At 40.6% G+C, this 20,706-nt stretch carries 17 protein-coding genes; 10 read left to right on the top strand and 7 right to left on the bottom strand.

All coding sequences use genetic code 11. From position 1 onward, the window contains the following. Positions 1-83 precede the first annotated feature (83 nt). The 3 genes from ruvB (at position 84) to JL001_RS07310 (ending at position 5,116) form a co-directional block, all read left to right on the top strand. The gene (gene ruvB, locus JL001_RS07320; RefSeq protein WP_200975469.1) at positions 84-1,121 is read left to right on the top strand and encodes a Holliday junction branch migration DNA helicase RuvB; all 1,038 of its coding nucleotides are present in this window, start codon (positions 84-86) and stop codon (positions 1,119-1,121) included. A 55-nt stretch (positions 1,122-1,176) separates the two neighbouring features. Next, positions 1,177-2,112 carry a tRNA epoxyqueuosine(34) reductase QueG gene (queG, locus tag JL001_RS07315; RefSeq protein ID WP_200975468.1) on the top strand — a complete coding sequence of 312 codons (936 nt, stop codon included), beginning with the start codon at positions 1,177-1,179 and terminating at the stop codon, positions 2,110-2,112. A gap of 283 nt (positions 2,113-2,395) precedes the next feature. Beyond that, a complete protein-coding gene (locus JL001_RS07310; RefSeq protein WP_200975467.1) occupies positions 2,396-5,116 on the top strand; it encodes an amino acid adenylation domain-containing protein in 2,721 nt (906 codons plus the stop codon). A 70-nt stretch (positions 5,117-5,186) separates the two neighbouring features. On the opposite strand, the gene JL001_RS07305 is transcribed toward JL001_RS07310, so the two are convergent. Then, the gene (locus tag JL001_RS07305) at positions 5,187-5,885 is read right to left on the bottom strand and encodes a response regulator transcription factor (protein ID WP_200975466.1); all 699 of its coding nucleotides are present in this window, start codon (positions 5,883-5,885) and stop codon (positions 5,187-5,189) included. Beyond that, positions 5,882-7,582, bottom strand: coding sequence for a cell wall metabolism sensor histidine kinase WalK (locus JL001_RS07300; RefSeq protein WP_200975465.1), 1,701 nt, complete (start codon positions 7,580-7,582; stop codon positions 5,882-5,884). The genes JL001_RS07305 and JL001_RS07300 overlap by 4 nt, the downstream gene beginning before the upstream one ends. A 208-nt stretch (positions 7,583-7,790) precedes the next feature. Between JL001_RS07300 and JL001_RS07295 the strand changes: the two genes are divergently transcribed. From JL001_RS07295 to JL001_RS07275, 5 genes are all read left to right on the top strand, one after another. Beyond that, positions 7,791-8,447: a hypothetical protein gene (locus JL001_RS07295; protein WP_200975464.1), complete on the top strand. Its 657-nt coding sequence runs from the start codon at positions 7,791-7,793 to the stop codon at positions 8,445-8,447. Between the two features lie 102 nt (positions 8,448-8,549). Beyond that, positions 8,550-9,785 carry a diaminopimelate decarboxylase gene (gene lysA, locus JL001_RS07290; RefSeq protein ID WP_200975463.1) on the top strand — a complete coding sequence of 412 codons (1,236 nt, stop codon included), beginning with the start codon at positions 8,550-8,552 and terminating at the stop codon, positions 9,783-9,785. A 385-nt stretch (positions 9,786-10,170) separates the two neighbouring features. Continuing rightward, a complete protein-coding gene (gene gltX, locus JL001_RS07285; protein ID WP_200975462.1) occupies positions 10,171-11,712 on the top strand; it encodes a glutamate--tRNA ligase in 1,542 nt (513 codons plus the stop codon). Between the two features lie 51 nt (positions 11,713-11,763). After that, positions 11,764-11,967 (top strand): hypothetical protein, encoded by a 204-nt coding sequence (locus JL001_RS07280; protein WP_192010473.1) that lies wholly within the window; start codon positions 11,764-11,766, stop codon positions 11,965-11,967. Between the two features lie 66 nt (positions 11,968-12,033). Then, positions 12,034-12,705, top strand: coding sequence for a porin family protein (locus tag JL001_RS07275; protein WP_370567355.1), 672 nt, complete (start codon positions 12,034-12,036; stop codon positions 12,703-12,705). A gap of 77 nt (positions 12,706-12,782) precedes the next feature. On the opposite strand, the gene JL001_RS07270 is transcribed toward JL001_RS07275, so the two are convergent. The 4 genes from JL001_RS07270 to JL001_RS07255 form a co-directional block, all read right to left on the bottom strand. Beyond that, positions 12,783-13,427, bottom strand: a complete 645-nt coding sequence (locus JL001_RS07270) for a helix-turn-helix domain-containing protein (protein ID WP_236252736.1) — start codon at positions 13,425-13,427, stop codon at positions 12,783-12,785. Positions 13,428-13,559: 132 nt separating this feature from the next. Beyond that, entirely contained in the window at positions 13,560-15,191 is a 1,632-nt protein-coding gene (pruA, locus tag JL001_RS07265; protein WP_200975460.1) for an L-glutamate gamma-semialdehyde dehydrogenase, read from the bottom strand. Between the two features lie 86 nt (positions 15,192-15,277). Then, entirely contained in the window at positions 15,278-15,973 is a 696-nt protein-coding gene (locus tag JL001_RS07260) for a YjjG family noncanonical pyrimidine nucleotidase (protein ID WP_200975459.1), read from the bottom strand. 12 nt (positions 15,974-15,985) lie between these two features. Beyond that, the gene (locus tag JL001_RS07255; RefSeq protein ID WP_192010469.1) at positions 15,986-16,366 is read right to left on the bottom strand and encodes a metalloregulator ArsR/SmtB family transcription factor; all 381 of its coding nucleotides are present in this window, start codon (positions 16,364-16,366) and stop codon (positions 15,986-15,988) included. A gap of 134 nt (positions 16,367-16,500) precedes the next feature. On the opposite strand from JL001_RS07255, the gene JL001_RS07250 reads away from it, so the two are divergent. Continuing rightward, a complete protein-coding gene (locus JL001_RS07250; protein WP_200975458.1) occupies positions 16,501-17,148 on the top strand; it encodes a carboxypeptidase-like regulatory domain-containing protein in 648 nt (215 codons plus the stop codon). Between the two features lie 58 nt (positions 17,149-17,206). Here the strand turns inward: JL001_RS07250 and JL001_RS07245 are convergent, their stop codons facing one another. Further along, on the bottom strand, positions 17,207-18,811 hold the full coding sequence (locus tag JL001_RS07245; RefSeq protein WP_200975457.1) for an aminopeptidase P N-terminal domain-containing protein: 1,605 nt from the start codon (positions 18,809-18,811) through the stop codon (positions 17,207-17,209). 207 nt (positions 18,812-19,018) lie between these two features. Here JL001_RS07245 and pafA point away from each other — a divergent pair, with 207 nt between their 5' ends. Further along, on the top strand, positions 19,019-20,644 hold the full coding sequence (gene pafA / locus JL001_RS07240; protein ID WP_200975456.1) for an alkaline phosphatase PafA: 1,626 nt from the start codon (positions 19,019-19,021) through the stop codon (positions 20,642-20,644). The last annotated feature ends 62 nt before the right edge of the window (positions 20,645-20,706 follow it).

The following is a 20,706-nucleotide window of genomic DNA, read 5'->3' as shown; positions in this document are numbered from 1 at the left end:
ATCTGTGTTAAATTTAGAACCCCCACTTTCTCCTGCTCCCAATTGAAGAATTCCTATATTTGTATTCAAGGAATGTGCACAATATGAGAGAAGACTATCTAAGCGGAGAGAACGAACACTTCAGTCAAACGGACAGGGAAATTGAGAAAGCTCTCAGACCCTTGAGCTTTGATGATTTTACAGGCCAACAAAAAATTGTTGATAACATTCAGGTCTTTGTGCTTGCAGCAAAAAAAAGGGGAGAACCATTGGATCATGTCCTGCTCCATGGCCCTCCAGGACTGGGAAAAACCACCCTCAGTCATATCATTGCTAATGAGCTAGAATCAAGCTTAAAAATCACTTCAGGTCCAGTTTTGGATAAACCTTCTGACTTGGCAGGCCTGCTAACCAACTTGGAGGAGGGGGACGTTCTCTTTATCGATGAAATTCATCGACTCAATGCTGTCGTGGAAGAATACCTGTATTCCGCCATGGAAGATTTCCGCATCGACATTATGTTAGATTCGGGTCCCAATGCCCGTTCCGTACAAATTTCCCTCAACCCTTTCACCTTGATCGGGGCAACGACCCGGTCTGGGCTGTTGACCTCTCCTCTCCGCGCCAGGTTTGGGATCAATGCAAGACTGGAATATTATGATGCTAAGCTATTGACGACAATTGTCACCCGATCAGCCAATATCCTAGGGGCTCCCATTGATGAAGTGGCGGCATATGAAATCGCTAGAAGGAGTCGTGGTACGCCTAGGATTGCCAACACCCTATTACGCAGAACCCGTGATTTTGCAGATATCAAAGGCAATGGCACCATAACCTTGGACATTGCCAAAATGGGCTTGGATGCCTTGGACGTGGATGAAAATGGCCTAGATGAAATGGACAACCGCATTCTGATGACCATTATAGACAAGTTTAAAGGGGGACCTGTAGGAATCTCCACCATTGCTACTGCCTGCGGTGAGGAAGGGGAAACCATTGAGGAAGTTTATGAGCCCTTTTTGATCCAAGAAGGCTATCTCAAAAGAACCTCCAGGGGAAGGATTGCCACAGAACTTGCCTATAAGCACCTCAATATCCGCCCTAACTTTGGTGGTCAAACAGGACCTTTATTTGGGGATTAATCAGTCATTCCTCCCTTATTAGTCCAGTAATTCCTTTTATAGTAAAATATCATCCATGAGCCGTCAGGATCAACATGCAGCTACTCTAAAAAAAATTGCCAAGGAATTGGGCTTTGAATTCTGCGGAATTGCTGAGGCTGGCTTTTTGGAAGAAGAAGCGCCCAAATTGGAAGCATGGCTGAACCAAAACTATCATGGTGAGATGGCCTATATGGCCAATCATTTTGACAAAAGGCTTGACCCAACAAAGTTGGTGGAAGGGGCCAAAACGGTAGTCAGTCTCATTTACAATTATTTTCCGGAAGAGCGGCTTCCAGAAAGCAAGGAAGATTACAAAATAGCCAAATATGCCTATGGCAAAGACTATCACTTTGTGATCAAAGATAAATTAAAAGATTTCCTATATCGCTTAAAGGAAGAAATAGGGGACATTGAAGGCCGGGCTTTTGTGGACTCAGCGCCCGTCATGGAAAGACAATGGGCCCAAAAAGCTGGTCTTGGATGGCAGGGCAAGAACAGTTTGTTGCTAAACCGAAAAATGGGCAGTTTTTTCTTCCTAGCCGAATTGATCATTGACCTAAAAGCAACTCCTGATCTACCCATTACTAAGGATTTTTGCGGAAGCTGTACCCGATGCATTGATGCCTGTCCTACCGATGCAATTGTCCAGCCAGGGGTAGTGGATGGATCCAAATGCATTTCCTATTTCACTATTGAGCTGAAAGAGGAAATCCCTGCAGAAGTGAAAGGAAAATTTGAAAATTGGATGTTTGGATGTGACATCTGCCAAGATGTATGCCCTTGGAACAGATTTTCCCAAACACACCACGAACCTGCTTTTCACCCCCACCCTGATCTTAAAGAATTTAGCCAAAAAGACTGGGAGGAGATCACCCAAGAAACTTTCAGCAAAGTCTTCCAAAAATCCGCCGTCAAGCGGACAAAGCTTTCTGGACTCAAAAGAAATATTGCATTTTTAAAGAAGGACTAAATACTTATATTTTTTCAAAATTTTATCAAAATCCCCTTTCATCCAATATATTTCCCATTAAGATGAAAAAGTTTAAAAAAATATGTAAGACATTTTTTTGTTTATGAAATTCGTTTTTATATTTACAAACAATTAATGATTACATATTCATTTTGAATAATTATTAATTAAAATTCAGTTAAACCCAATTCTCGTAAATCTTGTAGAGTATATCGTGATTGGGAATAATTGGTAAAACATTAAGCTTTTTAAGCTCACTTTTAATTACTAACGATCTTTTAACATGAGTAAAGTTGACAACCAACATTTTCCGAACAAGGCAGCTTTTTTAACAGCAAACTTTTTAACTCCTTGTTCGGAAAATTTTTTGACCACTGAAAGTATCGAATCTCAAAATCGATTATTAGATGTACCATTTATGGAGATGATCCATGAAATGGCATTAAAACATCCCAAAAAAACTGCCATAGAGTTTTTTGATTTACACATGACTTACCAAGAGCTGGAAACAAAATCCAACCAGCTAGCGGCGTTACTTTTAGATAAAGGTTTCACGGAAGGGGAAATTATTGGTATTGCAATGGACCGATCAATTGACATGATCGTGACCATATTAGGTGTATCCAAATCAGGATGTGCCTACCTGCCCCTTGATCCAAACTTCCCTAAAAACAGATTGAGCTACATGCTCGAAGATGCGGGAGCAAAGTTAATTATAACCTCTGATACATTTGAAGGTATTTCGGTAGAAGGCGTAGAGCAGCTTTCTTTTGAGAATATTAGCAACATGCTCTCCACCTATCCTTCTTGGTATTTCCAACGGAAACAATCTCCAGACAGCTTAGCCTACGTGCTTTATACTTCTGGGTCCACAGGAAAACCTAAAGGAGTCCAAATATCCCACAGAAATCTGAGTAACTTTCTTTTAAGCGTGCAGAAAAAGCCAGGAATGTATCCAAATGATAAACTCTTGGCTATTACCACCATTTCATTTGACATAGCTTGTTTGGAAATGTTTCTCCCTCTCATCAGCGGAGCAACTATAGTATTAGCTGATTCCTTGGCCATAAAAGATGGAAGGATGCTGATCCAGCTTTTGATCGAAAAGGGAATCACTTTTATGCAGGCCACTCCTGCAACTTGGCGGATGCTTTCTATGGCTGGTTGGGATAAACCTCTTCCCCTAAAAGTACTCAGCGGAGGAGAAGCCTTTCCAAAAGATTTGGCCGAAAAGCTTTTGTTTCTTTCTAACGAGGTGTGGAATGGTTATGGACCTACTGAAACCACCATATACTCCACTATGAAAAAGTTGGAGATTGGCGAAGAAAAGATCAGTATTGGGACACCAATCGACCATACCCAAGTCTATATTTTAGATGAGAACATGCAACAAGTAAGGGACGGGGAAGTAGGTGAAATTTATATCAGTGGTGAGGGAGTTTCCCTAGGTTACTTAGGTAGAAAAGACTTGACCCAAGAGCGTTTTGTTGCAAACCCTTTTGACGATCAGTACCCCATTTTTTATCAATCAGGAGACCTTGGTAAAATCTTACCCAATGGGGAAATTGAGTGCTTGGGAAGAATAGATCACCAAGTTAAAATCAGGGGATACAGAATTGAGCTAGGAGAAATAGAGCAACAACTTCTCCGGGAAGAAGAAATATCAGAAGTCGCGATAGACGTTTGGGAAGACATCCCAGGAAATAAAAGACTTGCTGCTTACATCGTCCTTTCAGAAAATGGAAATTCGGATTGGAGTTTTGATCAACATATTGGCTCATGGAAAGAATTGCTTTCCTCAAAACTGCCTTCCTATATGATCCCTACAGATTGGGTGAAATTGGAAAAGCTTCCTTTAACTGCCAATAATAAAATTGACCGAAAGGCTCTTCCCTCCCCAAACACGACAAAAATCATACAAATCAAAGAGGGTCAAGAGCCCGTCTCCGCTACCCAAGAACTGATTCATACTATCTGGAGCAAAAGCCTTGGAATTAGTGCGATCAATATTGATGATAACTTTTTTGACCTTGGAGGACATTCACTATTAGCAGTGGAAGTCATGACCAAACTCGACAAAGCAACTGGCAAAAACCTGCCTTTGACTGCATTATTCCAACACCCTACCATTAGGAAATTTGCGTCCTATTTGGATACTTGGAATACAGAAAGTTATCAAGAAGACCAGTGGCGATCATTGGTTCCTATCAAAACAAGTGGCTCCAAAACACCCATTTACTTGGTTCATGGCATGGCGGCAAATGCCTCCACTTTCTTTAAGCTACTCAACCTTTTAGATGAAAATCAACCCATTTATGGTTTTCAGTCCAAAGGGCTAAGCGGTCAGGAGTCTCCCAATTATACCATTGAAGAAATGGCTGAACATTATGTGAATGAAATTGTAAACCACAACCCAGACGGCCCTTACATTTTGGGAGGGTATTCATTTGGCGGTTATATAGCCTATGAAATGGCAGTTATATTGAAAAAAATGGGAAAAGTGGTAGATCACATTATACTTTTTGATACCCAAGCCACTTCGATTTCACCCTTAGACCAAGAAAACGACACCAAGTTGAGGCAAATTGGCAAGAAATTAAGCAAGAGAAAGGTTGAATTTCAGGTTATGCTTCAAGCCCCAAAGACTTTTCAAAAAATCAAATCCAGGGCTGCCAAACGTAAAAAACAAAAACTGTTACAAAAGCTTGGACTGATGCCTAAACCTGAAGCTAACGACCGTGCTTCCATAATCAAAAAAATCAGGTCTATCAACCATCAGGCTATGTTAAACTACAGTCCTTCTCCTCAAGAAATAAACATTGTGTTATTTAAGGCCAAAATCATCCCCAACAAATCATTGGACCACAAAACCAATGGCTGGAGTGATTTTGCCAAAGGAGTTAAAGTAATCCCTGTAAATGGAGATCACTTTACACTTTTTGAAGAACCCTTTGTTTTCGACCTCGGTAAAAAACTTAACGACTTTTTAAAAGAACCTGTTTAGTTAATTTTTTATTTAAAAATCCCCTAGTTCCACTGTGAACCTAGGGGATTTTCTTTTGACTCATTGAGTATCAATCCTCACTGACTACCATTTTGAAGCCTTCGCCATGCAAGGTGATGATCTGAACCTTTGGATCGGCCTTCAATAATTTTCTGATTTTGCTTAAATAGACATCCATACTTCTGGCATTGAAGTAGCTGTCATCTCCCCAAATTTGCTTAAGGGCATAGCTTCTGTTTACCGGTTTATTAAGCTCAGCAGCCAACAATCTGATCAATTCATTTTCCTTGGACGTCAGCTTATGTTTACCTTCTGGACTTTCCAGCATCTGCTCATCATAATGCAGCACCAAATCCCCCATGCTGTAATTTTTCAGCGCAACTGGCCCTTCAGCGCCTTTCTGGGTTCTTTTCAGGATAGCCCCAATCCGAAGCAAGAGTTCCTCCATACTGAAAGGCTTGGTGATATAATCGTCAGCTCCTATTTTGAGTCCTTCGATCACATCATCCTTCATATTTTTGGCCGTAAGGTAAATGATCGGAATATCTTCTTCTATTTTCTTAATGTCCTTACCCAGGGTAAAACCGTCCTTTTTAGGCATCATGATATCCAAGATACAGAGGTCATACTTATCTTTCTTGAATTTAGACCATCCCTCTTCACCATCTCTGCACAAGGTGGTCTCATAACCTTTCATGGTCAGGTACTCTTGTAAAATATCTCCCAAATTTGGGTCGTCCTCCACGACCAAAAGTCTTGCTTTGCTCATTTTTTCCTAGGTAAAGTGATGGTAAATGTACTTCCTTTATTGATCTCGCTCTCTACAGCAATTGTTCCATGATGCTCCTCCACCATGGTTTTTACATAGGCCAAGCCTAAGCCAAAGCCTTTTACATCGTGAACATTGCCTGTCGGCACACGATAGAATTTTTCAAAAATCTTTTTTACAGACTCTTTGGACATCCCCATTCCATTATCACTGATGGTAATGGTAAAGCCTTCCAAACCTCCCACTATTTTTAGTCCAATATGAGGTTCTTCTTTGGTGTATTTGTTGGCATTATCCAATAAGTTATTGATGATATTGGTAAGATGAAAGGCATCCGCTTCCAAATAAGGATTCTTCACGTCCATATCCAGATGAATAGCGCCTCCCTTTTTCTCCACCTGCAAGTCAAAATGACGCTTTGCATCCTTAATCAAATTCACCAAATCCACTTGCTCAAACTTTAGTTTGAAGTCCTTTTTATCCAGTGCAGCCGCCTGAAGTACTTTTTCCACCTGGGTACCCAATCTCTTATTCTCATCCTTTATGATCCCAAGATAGCGATTTCTGAAAGCATCCTGATTAACCAGTTCTGGATCCTGTAAGGCTTCTACTGCTAAGCTCACTGTGGCAATAGGCGTCTTGAACTCGTGGGTCATATTATTGATAAAGTCATTTTTGGTTTCTGACAGCTTTTTTTGTCGGATAATGACCTGAATCGCATAAATAAAACACAAAATGATAATCAGTAAAAACAGCAGGGAACTTGACAGAGGTAACCAAATTTGTTGAAGCAGATAAGCTTGTTTTGAAGGAAAGTTAATCAACATGTAGTTTTCCTTTCCTACTAAATCACCGGGAAATAGCTCAGCTTTGATTCCATTCTTTTTTATAAAATGAATATCCTCTACATGATTGATTCGGATCAATGAATCATCACTATCTAAAATAGCCAATTCAAAATTTCCAGTAATACCTCTTTTCTTTAATTGGGAACGGATATCCTTATGCAGATCCGCTGTATCTATTCTCCTCAGAATATTTTGCTCAGAATCTGCAAATAACTGGGTCATCACTACCTCTACCAGTTCAATCTTCTTATTGGCCTTGACAATATTCTCTGCTACATTTTCTGAAACATTATACTCCTCTATGATCAAAGCTTCCCGATTCATTGCATAGTCCTGCACTTGCTTGAAGCTATCTTGCTTGGCCACGAAATCCAGGTATTTTTCTTTCTCCTGAAGGTATATGGCCATTTCGTCAGGTGTAAATAACTGGCGGACAATGGAAGGAGGCATCTCAAAATATTTCTGCAGTTCAAACTGATTTTGCGGCTTACCTCCACGGGCAGCAATCATCCGCATGAATGTCTGCGAAACCTGAGGCACTCGATCCCTAAAAATAGAATCCACCATGGAAGGTCTCCTTTCAATGGAAACTTGCCTTCTGATATTGAATTGGATAGGCTCTATCTTTTGAAAAAGCTCATGCTGGAAAGAAGTATCCTTGGCCACAGCATTTAAGATGATATCACTGGTTTCCCCTTTCTCCAACTTCATAATACTTGCCGCCAAAGACTGGTACACGTTCTGCTCAAACCTTTCCTGATTGATCTTGATGGCATTGGCCACCCAATAATACTGGAAGGCCATCAAGCCCACACAAGCCAGGGACATGAGGAGAATAATTATTTTCATTTTTGTCTTAGACATTTTACAAATTTATAGGATATCCTGAAGTATCGCCGAAGCTTAACAATTTTTAACAAGGCTTAACATCACACCTGTAGAATTTTATTTTGAAATAAGGTAATTTTATCACGATCAACATATACAAACTGTTGCATGTCACCAGATTCATTTGATCAATCACTTTATTAGTTTGTTTCTCTAAACCCGTATCACTATGAAAACGAAATTCAATTGGCTTATGGCTGTAATTTGCTGCTTTGCCATTTCCTCCACCTCATTCGCCCAAGAAGAAAACAAAAGTGAAACCAAATACTATCTCAATGTATCTTCTGAAAAAGACGGTGTCAAAGAAAATATCTCCAAGACTTATGACGATCGCCAAACCATGGAAAAAGACCCTTTTTTCAAAGATTTGGGGATAGACCTTCCAGATGGACAGCATGACAAATTGGTATTGGAAACCACAGAAAACGACAAAAAGATCAGTTTGTCCACCATGAAATTCAACTCTCCCAAATTTGCCATCGGAAAGCACGTAGCTTGGGTAAATCGAGATGAAGATGTCAATGTGGAAATTTTGGATAAGGACGGACAACAAGTAAAAATCATAGAAAGAAGGATAGAAAACCCTGATCATCAATTTAAGGTTGGTTATCCTCTTCCTCCAGGTCATGGTAATTTCGAATTTCACACTGAAGAAGTAGAAGGGGGCAACACAATGGTTTTCAGTAAAAACAAACAAGTTGAAGTTTTTTCCTTTGAAAAAGATGATGAAGGAAACATCAAAATGTCCGATGAAGAGGCTGACAAAACCATCAAACGCTTAGAAGAAATGATCAAGGAATTGAAATCTGCCAAAAAGAATAACTAAGACTCATCTTAAAATAAGCTATATCTTAAAGAGGAAGGCCATGCCTTCCTTTTTTTGTTGCCCCACCTTTTCTATCTTTGCCCACTTAATTATTGATGTATCATGACTATCGAGAACGAACAGTATCAGATTCAAGGTGTTCCTCTTTTGGACATCGCCAAAGAATACGGCACTCCGGTATATGTCTATGACGGACAAAAAATACTGGATCAAGTAGCCGCTTTGAAAAGCGCATTTTCTACAGTAAACCTGAAGATAAAATACGCTACAAAGGCTCTTTCTAACATCAATATCCTGAAGTTGATGAAGAAAGCTGGTACAGGAGTAGATGCTGTTTCGATAGAGGAGGTCAGGTTATGCCTTCATGTGGGCTATGACGCTTCGGAGATCATGTATACGCCCAATTGTGTTTCCTTTGAGGAAATTCAGGAAGCAGTTGATCTGGGTGTAATGATCAATATCGACAACATTCCAATGTTGGAGCATTTTGGCACACATTATGGCAACAGTGTCCCTATTTGTATCCGCTTGAACCCGCATATCCTGGCGGGAGGAAATGCCAAAATATCCGTTGGACATATTGACAGTAAGTTCGGCATCTCCATTCTCCAATTGAAGCATGTGCTGAAAATAGTGGAAGTCCACAATCTTCAAGTAATTGGCCTACACGTTCATACAGGTTCAGACATTTTGGATGCAGAGGTATTCCTAAAAGGAGCTGAAATTCTTTTCGATGCTGCCAGGGAATTCAAAGACCTTAAATTCTTGGATTTTGGGGGTGGATTTAAAGTAGGCTATAAAGAAGCTGATATCACGACAGACATTCAGGATGTAGGCAAAAAAGTTTCTGCTGCCTTCAAGGAATTCTGCCAAGAATATGGAAGAGAACTCGAAATATGGTTTGAGCCTGGCAAATTCCTGGTCAGTGAATGTGGGTATTTATTGGTCAGTGCCAACGTGATTAAATCTACTCCAGCTTCAACATTTATCGGCGTTGATTCAGGTTTGAACCACTTGATCCGACCTATGATGTACGATGCTTATCATGGCGTGGAAAATATCTCAAGACTTTCAGGTCCAGAAAGAGTTTACACCATCGTTGGTTATATCTGTGAGACCGACACTATTGCGGCTGATAGAAAATTGAAAGAAGTGAAGGAAGGTGATATTTTGGCGATCAAAAATGCCGGAGCCTATGGCTTCAGCATGGCTTCCAATTACAATTCAAGATTGAGACCAGCTGAAATTTTAGTTCTTGACGGAAAAGCGCAATTGATCCGCAAAAGAGAAACCTTTGATGATATTTTACGACATCAGGTGGACATCGGCATCAGCTAATCATTAAGATTTTAGACACAAAAAAACAGATTTATCAGTGATAAAACTTTGAGCATTAATGGTATATATTTAAATTAGCATAAGTATTAAACCAAGCACAAGTCCTGGTAGTAATAATTAATTCACCAAAGCTCGGAGCCAACTCTCCGAGCTTTATTTTTTTATATAAATACCACTTATCGGGTATTTTAACAAATAGGAAAAACCAGTACGACACCGTGCTTCAAGTATTGAAAGTACAAATGCGCTCAAAATTGCCATAATATCATATTGAAAAGGGTAATTTATCATTCCTTCCCCATCTTTTTTGTATCTTTGCCAATTGAATTTCGAGGGGAATTTCCCCGGTGTGATTTACCTTACTAAAGGAAAAATATCAATAAAGATGACTAAAGAAGTACGCGTTCGTTTTGCCCCATCTCCAACAGGAGCTTTGCATATCGGCGGTGTCCGCACTGCCTTGTATAACTATCTCTTTGCCAAAAAGCAGCAAGGTAAATTCTTGCTTAGAATAGAAGATACAGATCAGACCAGATTTGTTCCAGGCGCTGAGGATTATATCAAAGAAGCATTGGAATGGATTGGGATCACTCCTGACGAAAGCCCTTGGACTGAAGGCCCTCATGGTCCTTACAGACAATCTGAAAGAAAGCCACTCTACATGCAATATGCCATGGACTTAGTGGAAAAAGGCTTTGCGTACTATGCGTTTGATACTGCTGAAGAATTGGATGCCATGAGAGAAAGACTTACGGCTGCAAGAGTGGTTTCTCCGCAATATAACTCCATCACCAGAACCCAAATGAAAAACTCCCTGACCCTTCCTGAGGACGAGGTAAAGGAACGTTTGGCTTCAGGAGCACCTTATGTCATCAGACTAAAGGTGCCAAGAAAAGAGGAAATCAGGCTAAATGACATGATCCGTGGATGGGTGATGGTTCATTCCAACACCCTTGACGACAAGGTTTTGATGAAATCTGACGGAATGCCTACCTACCATTTGGCCAATATTGTGGATGACCACCTGATGGGCATCACCCATGTCATCCGAGGTGAAGAATGGTTACCATCTGCGCCTATTCACGTCTTGCTTTACCGTTACTTGGGTTGGGAGGACAGCATGCCTCAATTTGCCCACCTGCCATTGCTTTTAAAGCCTGATGGAAACGGAAAACTATCTAAGCGAGACGCAGACAAAAATGGATTCCCCATTTTCCCAATGAATTGGACCGATCCACGTACCGGTGATTTCTCACAAGGCTTTAAAGATGCAGGCTATTTGCCTGATGCTTTCGTAAACTTCCTGGCTTTCCTTGGTTGGAACCCAGGCGATCACCGGGAAATCTTCAGCTTGGAAGAATTGATTGAAGCCTTCTCCGTAGAAAGAATTGGCAAATCAGGAACAAAATTTGATATCAATAAAGCCAAGTGGTTTAACGAGCAATACCTAAAGGCCAAATCAAACCATGATCTTGCTATTTATCTTATGGAAGATCTGGAAAAAGAGGGAATTGAAATTCTTCAAGCCAAAGCGGAGAAAATTGTCTCCATCATGAAGGAAAGAGCCACCTTCCCTGCTGATCTTTGGAAAGAAGGCAGGTTTCTTTTGATCGCACCAACAGCGTTTGATGAAAAGGTAGCTGGCAAAAAATGGAATGACGACGCCGTCAAAGTGCTCGCTTCTTACAAAGAATTACTTGAAAAATTCCAGGGAGAATTCACCCCGGAAACCGCTAAATCAATGCTGGAACAAGCTGCAGAATCCAACGAAATCAAACTCGGAAAGGTAATGCAAGCTGTTCGCTTGGCCACCACTGGAGTAGGTGCAGGCCCAGATTTGATGGAAGTTTTTGTCATTATCGGCAAAGATGAACTAATCAAAAGGATAGATTTTGCGTTAAATACCTTAGAGGTAAAAGCAAATTAATCAAACCAGCCATTTTCAATGGTGAAAATGGCCAATGAAGAAAGGAAAGTCATGGCTAAAAAAAACAAAAAAGAGGAAAACCCGAAAGTGAATCCTGAATTGGATGGGTTCAAAATGAACATCAATTCTTTTGGGGAAATTTCCAGTTCTTTTTCCATTGACAAGATCAATGAGTTTCTGAACAAAAATGTAGAAGATAAAAAACTCAAAGACCGGGAAGACCTGGACGAGATCAAAAATGACAAGAAAAAATAGTCCACTTTGGTGGACTATTTTTTACTTTTTATACCATTAATGCCAGATTAGCTTAATCCATTCACCTTGAATATAACTATTAAAGCCTCCATCATATTTTTATTGGTCATTGCATCCACTGCATTGACCCAAGCTCAAACCAGTATCGGGATTCGTGGCGGACTGTCTTACTCTGGAATGTCTTATCGCCCAATCCCGTCCATTCCCAACCAAAAAGTACATGGGGTTAAAAGCCAACCTGTTTTTGGTCTTGCCTTAGAACATTATTACAAGGATCATGCAGGAATAGAGCTTGACATTCAATATGTAACCACTGGTTATGTCGAATACAATGAAGAAGAAACCCTTTCCAATGAGACCCAATTTGACTACCTGAAAATCCCCTTGCTTTCCAACTTCTATTTTGGAAGATCTGGCCGGTTTCATATCAAAATGGGGCCACACTTTGGCAGACTGATGAAGGCTACTGACGTAAGGAGGGAGTTTGAAACAAATAACCCTGATGTACCCATTCTGCCCACTTATGGCCAAGAGGGAGATGATCCCAACCGTTTCATGTATGGCCTGACTGCCGGAGCAGGAATCTCTAAAGTATTCGGCAAAAGCACCATTGTCGCTGAAGTGAGGGCTTCCTACGAATTTGGCCGACCAGAAAGCCAAGACAGAATTTTTGATATGTCGGGCTCCAACTTAGAATTTACAGTTTCTTATCTGTTCCAGGTTTTGGAAAGAAAATAAGAGGTAAAGCTATAAGGTCAACCTCTTCTGTTAAATTTCCTTGCTTTAGTCTTGATCATAAACAGCCAATAATACATCTATTTCAAAAAGCGTATGACAGGCTTATACCACACCTTTTTATCATTATGAATAAAAAGAGTATTCATTAGTATCATTAGAATGTTATAACCATAAAAAACTAATAAAAAAGCTATCCGGTAATAATATATAGTTTGATAATAGCTGATCGAAATCTCATCCATATGTCTACTATAAACAATCGTTATAGCCCACACCAACAATTTCATTCCATAATATAAAACACACCAAGTGATTTGAAAATTTAAAATTGATTTCCCCACCTCTTTGGCAAACTGGACAGAGTCCATTTTTTTTATCCACAAGACCAATGGAATAACTATTCCCAAAACAGGGAAAAATAAAAAACCCAAACTCCCTAAATTCATTAACTTAAGAAAACCTTTATCTTCTTCCGTCTGCCAATCAAAAAGGTCATCCGGTGTAACCTTCAATGCGGAAGCCAAACGCTTCAGCGTATCCCCACGAGGAGTGGTAGCGCCTATTTCCAATCTTTGAACAGTTCTCAAGCTAATTTGAGAAATTTCAGCTAATTCCTCTTGAGATAAACAGGCGGTCGCTCGGAGATTTTTCACCCTTTGACCTAAAGCTAAATTTTGCATCTTTTTATTTGTTTTGTTCATCTCAAAAGTATTACCCATCATGTAAAAGTATTGCGTCGCTCCTGCGACATATTTGCGTCATTTGTGTCACATTGCTAAAAAAGAGCATTTAAAAAGAAAAAACCATCCGCTGTAGCAGATGGTTTTAACCCTAAGAATAGTATTTTTCAATTATCAATCCTCTCCTAAGAAAGGATATCTATAATCTGTTGGAGTCACAAATGTTTCTTTGATGGTTCTTGGAGAAACCCACCTTAACATATTGATCATGGCGCCAGCCTTATCATTGGTACCAGAAGCCCTGGCTCCACCAAATGGCTGCTGACCCACCACTGCTCCGGTACATTTGTCATTGATGTAGAAATTACCAGCAGCATTTCTCAATTTCTGCGTGGCCAATTGCGCTGCATACCTGTCTTGGGAGAAAATGGCTCCAGTAAGGGCATATGGAGAGGTTTGATCTACCAATTCCAAAGTAGCTTCAAAGTTGTTTTCCTCATATACATAAACCGTCAATACAGGACCAAAAATTTCCTCACACATGGTTGTATACATTGGATCTTTTGTCAAGAGCACTGTTGGCTCTACAAAGTAGCCTTTTGATTTATCATACTTACCACCTGCAATTACTTCTAGACCATCTGCCTTGGCATTGTCGATGTATTTGGCGATTTTATCAAATGATTTTTCGTCAATCACCGCATTGACAAAGTTGGTAAAGTCTTCTGTTCCGCCCACCTTGATAGTGGCCAAGTCTTCCTGAATGTACTTTTTCACATCTTCCCAAATGTTAGATGGAACATAAGCGCGGGAAGCGGCAGAACATTTTTGTCCTTGGAATTCAAAAGCACCTCTCACCAAACCAGTTGCAAACTGTTTGGCATCGGCAGACTTATGAGCAATCATAAAGTCCTTACCACCAGTCTCCCCGACGATTCTTGGATAAGATTTGTACTTGGTAATGTTTTCACCTATTGTCTTCCAAATGGTTTGGAAAACAGCTGTAGAACCTGTAAAGTGAATACCTGCAAAGTCAGGGTGATTAAACACAACCTCACCAGTAGCCGGCCCATCCACATAGATCAAGTTAATCACACCATCAGGCACACCAGCTTCTTTGAACACCTCCATCAATACCTTGGCAGAATAAATCTGGGTATAGGCAGGCTTCCAAACCACTGTATTTCCCATCATAGCAGGAGCAGTAGGCAAATTACCAGCAATGGCTGTGAAGTTAAATGGCGTCAATGCAAAGATAAATCCTTCCAATGGGCGCTGTTCCAACCTATTCCAAACACCATTTCCTGAAACTGGTGGCTGTTGGGAATAAATTTCCGTCATGTACTTCACATTGAACCTTAGGAAGTCCACGATTTCACAAGCTGAATCAATCTCTGCCTGGAAGGCATTCTTAGACTGCCCCAACATGGTGGCAGCATTCATTTTATATCTATAAGGGCCTGCAATAAGGTCCGCAGCTTTTAAGAAGATGGCAGCACGTTGTTCCCACTCCATGGTCTCCCACGCTTCTTTGGCACCCAAAGCCGCATTGATCGCTTGCTCCACATGAGACTTATCACCTTCGTGAAAATAACCAAGGATATGTTGGTGATCATGAGGAGGAGAAAGAGGCAGTTTATTACCAGTTCTCACTTCTTCACTTCCTATGTACATAGGAACATCCACCTCTTGGGAACGAGCTTCTTTCAACGCTGCTTGCAGCGCAGCTCTTTCCTTTGAGCCTGGGGCGTAGTCAAATACCGGTTCGTTTTTCGGTTCCGGTACATTGAAAAAACCTTTAAGCATAATGATTTGAGTTTTATATATTCTGTTTGGCACAAATATATAAATTCAGGACGGAATTCAATGCCTATAAGCCGATGATTGACAGTCTACAAAAAACTCTCCAAATCTTTCAATTTGGCAATGGTATAGGTTGCATTTGGCTGGCAGTCCACCGCATGGGGGTTAAAAAACACCTGGTCTATGGCTGCATTTCTGGCTCCTTGAATATCAGAGACTGGATTGTCACCAATCATCAAGCACTCCTCCGCGTCAGCCCCAAGCTGCCCCATAGCATATTCAAAAATCCGCCTATCCGGCTTTTTATGACCTGTAGTTTCTGAAGTCACCACCAAATCAAAATAAGCGTGAATGCCCGATGAAGTCATTTTTAGTGCTTGGCTTTCATTGAAACCATTGGTAATGACATGCAATTCATATTTCCCTTTCAGGTAAGTCAATATCTCTTTCGAGTAGGGAAACAAATGAGGTTTGGAAGATGTCCTTTGCATAAAATCAGACTCCATCGCCTCAGGCACTACAACATCATGGGCACCAAAATGGTCAAAGATCCTTCTGAAACGAACTTTTCGTAATGTATCCTTATCAATTTTGCCCACATTATAATGATCCCATAATCCCGTGTTCACTTTTAAAAAAGCTTTGTAAAAATCATGGTTCGAAGGAACACCTAGATTTTCTAGGCCATAAATTTCATAGAGTTCAGAAAGGGATTCTTGTACATTCCGATCATAATCCCACAAGGTATGGTCTAGATCGAAAAACAAATGGCGGTACTTTTTCAAAATCAAGCTGGTTTACCGGTAAGGGTTGTTTTCTATTTTATTGATGGCCAATTCTCGATTGGAACGCAAGATCTCACAAATCTCTTGATCCCTGATCAATTTAGCATCTTTTTGGATAAACTTAAATATCTGATTAATGATGTCAATAGCTTCGTCCAGGATGTAATAAAAAGTCCACTGATCAATCCTTTTGCTTCCCACCAAACCAGAATTTCTCAGGTAAGCCAGGTGTCTGCTTGTTTTGGTTTGGGTAAAATCCAGAATATGTTCCAAGTCAGAAATGCACATCTCCTTGTTCTGGATCAGCAGATGAATGATCCTCACTCTGGGTTCTTCAGAAAGAGCCTTAAAGACCCTCATTCCGTAATTTAAACTGATATTTTTAAGTCGCATTTAATAACTTTTAACGAAGAAACCTGCTTGAAATTAAGAAAATACCCCGAAAATAACCTATTATAGCGGTTGAAAATGAAGGCCAATGTGTGAACCATTTAGCCTACAGGACGTTTCTCATAAAAAGAGCCATTTTGAAAATTTCTATTCCATATCTCTCCATCTTTTTATTTTTTGCCCTCTTAGCTGTAGGGATACAAAATACCAATGCACAAGATACCCAAGAAAAGAAAGTCATTCAGCTTTCCGGGATCATATTGAATGCAGATAGCACCACTGCTGTTGCTGGTGTAAACGTGTATGTCCCAACGAAAGGCCGGGGAACCAGCTCCAATCACTTTGGTTACTTCTCTATGCCAGTGGCTGAAGGAGATAGTGTGATATTTAGTTTTGTGGGCTTGAAAAATCAAACCTTCAAAGTACCTCAGACCGTGGAAAGCGATAAAATCAGTCTTGTGCTTACCATGGTTCAAGACGAAATTGCCTTGGGAGAAATAGAAGTAATGCCCTACCCTACTGAAGAAGAGTTCAAACAAGCAGTTTTGGCAATGAACATTGAAGACATCCCACTGGATAGAGGCAACCTGAGTCCACAGATGTTGTTGAGATGGGCAGAACAAATGCCGGCCTCTGGAAATGAAAACTTCAGGGCTTTCCAAAGTGGCCAGATGCAGCAAATCCAAGATCGCTATGGTCCTCGTTCTTTCCCACTCCTAAACCCATTTGCATGGGCTGAATTTATCAAATCCATCAAAAGAGGAGATCTAAAAAGCAAAGATTAAAAGGTATTGAATCAATATACAAAAAGCCCCAAGCGAAAATTTTCGCTTGGGGCTTTTTTTATAACTCAGGCAAAACCCAATTTTCCAACACACTTGGCTTGGCCATCATTGCCTCCACATCATCGCTACTTCTTGGAGCTTCAGCGGATAGGTTTTCAAATCCACTTTCAGTGATCAATACATCATCTTCTATTCTTACAGCAATGTTCCACCATTTGGGGTCACAATCACTGCCTTCTGGAATATAGACACCAGGCTCCACCGTAATCACCATACCAGCCTCCAATTTGCCATATCCGCCACGATCATGCACATCAAGTCCTAAATGATGGCTGGTTCCATGCGGAAAATAACGGTGACGCTGACCACGCACAATGATTCCCAATTCAGCCAAACCCTCGTTAATGATTCTTTGGGCAACCTTTCCTACTTCACCAAACTCAGTTCCTGGCTTGCACATTTTTATGGCCTCATCCTGTGCCTTATATACCAAATCATAAATCGCTTTTTCCTCTTCAGTAAACTTTCCATTGATAGGAATCGTGCGCGTCACATCGGCCGTATAACCTCTCCACTCTGCCCCAAGATCCATAAGCATCAAACGCTTATCTGGGTTTCTCAAATCATTGGAAATATAATGAAGAATACAACCATTCTTCCCAGCACCTACTATAGAAGGATACCCTACCGCTTCTGCACCGTACCTCTTGTACACAAACTCATGAATCCCTTGTACTTCTCTCTCTGAAATTCCTGGTTGAAGCGCTTTCATCACTTCTATTTGTCCAATGGCAGAAATCCTAATAGCCTTTCTTAACATCTCTATTTCCTCCGCTGTTTTGACTCCTCTCAAGGCATTCATCATTTCCGGTAAAGCTGAAATATTCAGTTTACTGCTTGGCAGCTTTTCTGCCACTTCCATTCGCTTTTCTGGAGACTCTGCATTGGCAAACTCCATCAGCACATCATCATTTTCAACCTCAGGGTAATACTTTCTGTACCTACCAATCACTTGGGCCACATTGGCAGAATTTTCCAAATCAGTTACCCGGATCAGTTCATACATCTTATTGGTTACCTCAGACATTTGTGCTGGATACTGCGTTTTGGCTTTGAAGCTCTCTCGCATGGCCATCATGCTTTTGTTGGCGGAGCTTTCCTCTATTCCATCAGAAAGGCTAAAGGATAGAATTTTATCAAATTGCTCAAAGTCTATTTTAGGCTCAGACGCAAAATCTTCATTTAAATAAACATGGTCAAAACCCAAATTTTCTTTTACGCCCTCGATACCCAAGCGCTTCCCATTCCACATCTCAGCATTTTCATCTCTTGGTTGCACATAAATCACCTCATCAACCATCTCACCTCCCATTTCAACTTTTTCACTAAAAATCAGCAAGACCGAATTAGGCTCCCTATACCCTGTCAAATAGAAAAAATCGGTATTGGGATGATATTCAAAATCTACATCATTCGATCGGTTTTTCACGGGTGAGGTAAAAAAAACTGCCACGGAACTCTCCGGCATCATACTTCTGACGGCCTCCCTTCTAGTTTGGTGAAAATCTTTTCCTAACCCATCATCAAAATAGGATTGGGCTTTTGTCCACTGTGAAGTCAATCCGAAAACCAGTAGCACCATTATAACTTTATAATTTCTCATGTTTTGATTTTTTCTCAATTTGATTATTGAAGGGGAAAATTACAATCGTTTTTACATAAATGTAAATTTCTTTACCTTGGGCGACCGTTCCTAAATGATTTTCACCAGTTATCTCGCTCTGGACCTTTCATTTAGATACTTCATATTATGTTTACATCCCAAATGACTGTAATCCCTATATTTGTCAATAAAAATGGACCTATTCTAATGAAAAAAATTTTTCTTGCCAGCTTGATTTTGCTGGCCACTCTCAGTACCAGCATTGCTCAAAATTCCGATAAGCCAAAATTGGTGGTAGGCATTGTAGTTGACCAAATGCGTTATGAATACCTTCACAAATTTCATGACCGATACACGGAAGGTGGATTCAAGCGCTTGATGCATGAAGGCTTTATGATGAAAAACGGCCATTATAACTACATCCCCACTTACACAGGACCGGGGCACTCATCAGTCTATACTGGCACTACACCTGCCACGCACGGCATTATTGGAAATAACTGGTATGTCAGAAAATTGGGAAAATCCATATACTGCGCCGGTGACAGTACCGTAACAGCTGTAGGTGGAGCCGAAAAAAATGGTCATGTTTCCCCAAGGAACCTTTTGACCACCACAATTACCGATGAACTTAAGCTTTCCACTAACCAACGTTCAAAGGTAGTAGGGGTAGCGATCAAAGATCGTGGTGCTGCGCTTCCTGCAGGCCACCTGGGAGATGCCTATTGGTATGATAAGGAAACCGGAGGGTTTATGACTTCCACTTATTACAAGGAAGAGTTACCTGACTGGGTGAAAAAGTTCAACAACAAAAAACTAGCTCAAAAGTACTTGTCCAAACCGTGGAAGCCACTTTACAATATCAAAACCTATATCCAAAGTGTTGAGGACAACAATGATTTTGAATCTCCATTTATCGGTAGGGAAACCACTGATTTTCCATATGACTTAAAAGAACTTATGGAAAACAACGACGGTCTTGGAATGATTGCATCCACACCATTTGGCAATGACCTTACTTTGGACATGGCCATGGCCGCTATCGAGGGAGAAAAACTAGGTAAAGGTGACGATACTGACTTCTTGGCTGTAAGTTTCTCTTCTACCGATTATGTGGGACATCGATTTGGACCTACTTCTATCGAATTGGAAGACACCTATCTAAGACTTGATCAAGGCCTTGAAAAATTCTTTGACTATTTGGATAAGGAGTATGGTAAAGGAGAGTACTTGGTTTTCCTAACCGCTGACCATGCCGTGGCCGAAGTGGTCAATTATATGAAAAGCATTGAGGTTCCTACAGGTAGCTTTGACACCAGGTTTGCTTTGACCCAATTGAAAGGATTCACCAGAGAGCATTATGGTGAAGGCAATTGGATACTAAATACTTCCAATGAGCAAATCTTTTTAAATAGAGAATTGCTAGAAGAAAAAGGATTTGAGCTCTCAAAAGTGCAACGTGAAATTGCTGACTTCATGTTAAAATTCGATGGTATCAAAGAAGCTTATACAGCTGCCAATATGAAAAGTAATGAATATACTGAAGGCAGAAAGCATTTGCTTCAAATGGGTTTTAACCATAAAGCTTCAGGAGATGTGCTCTTGGTCATGGAACCTGCTTGGCTGACCAACTCTTCCAGGGGGACTACCCATGGTACTGGGTACATTTATGACACTCATGTTCCTGTTTTATTCTACGGTTGGAATGTGGAAGCTGGAACCAGCACCAGGTATTGCACCATCACTGACATTGCTCCAACGGTTTCTATGCTACTGAATATCAGGATTCCTAATGGCACCTCTGGCCAGCCTATTCAGGAAATCACTAAGTAAGAACTCATCCATAACAAAAGCCCCCAAACCATAATTGGTTTGGGGGCTTTTGTTTAAAGTGG

It is taken from the genome of Echinicola sp. 20G (assembly GCF_015533855.1).
In the GTDB taxonomy this organism is placed as follows: Bacteria; Bacteroidota; Bacteroidia; order Cytophagales; family Cyclobacteriaceae; genus Echinicola.
This window is presented reverse-complemented; position numbering and strand designations above follow the sequence as displayed.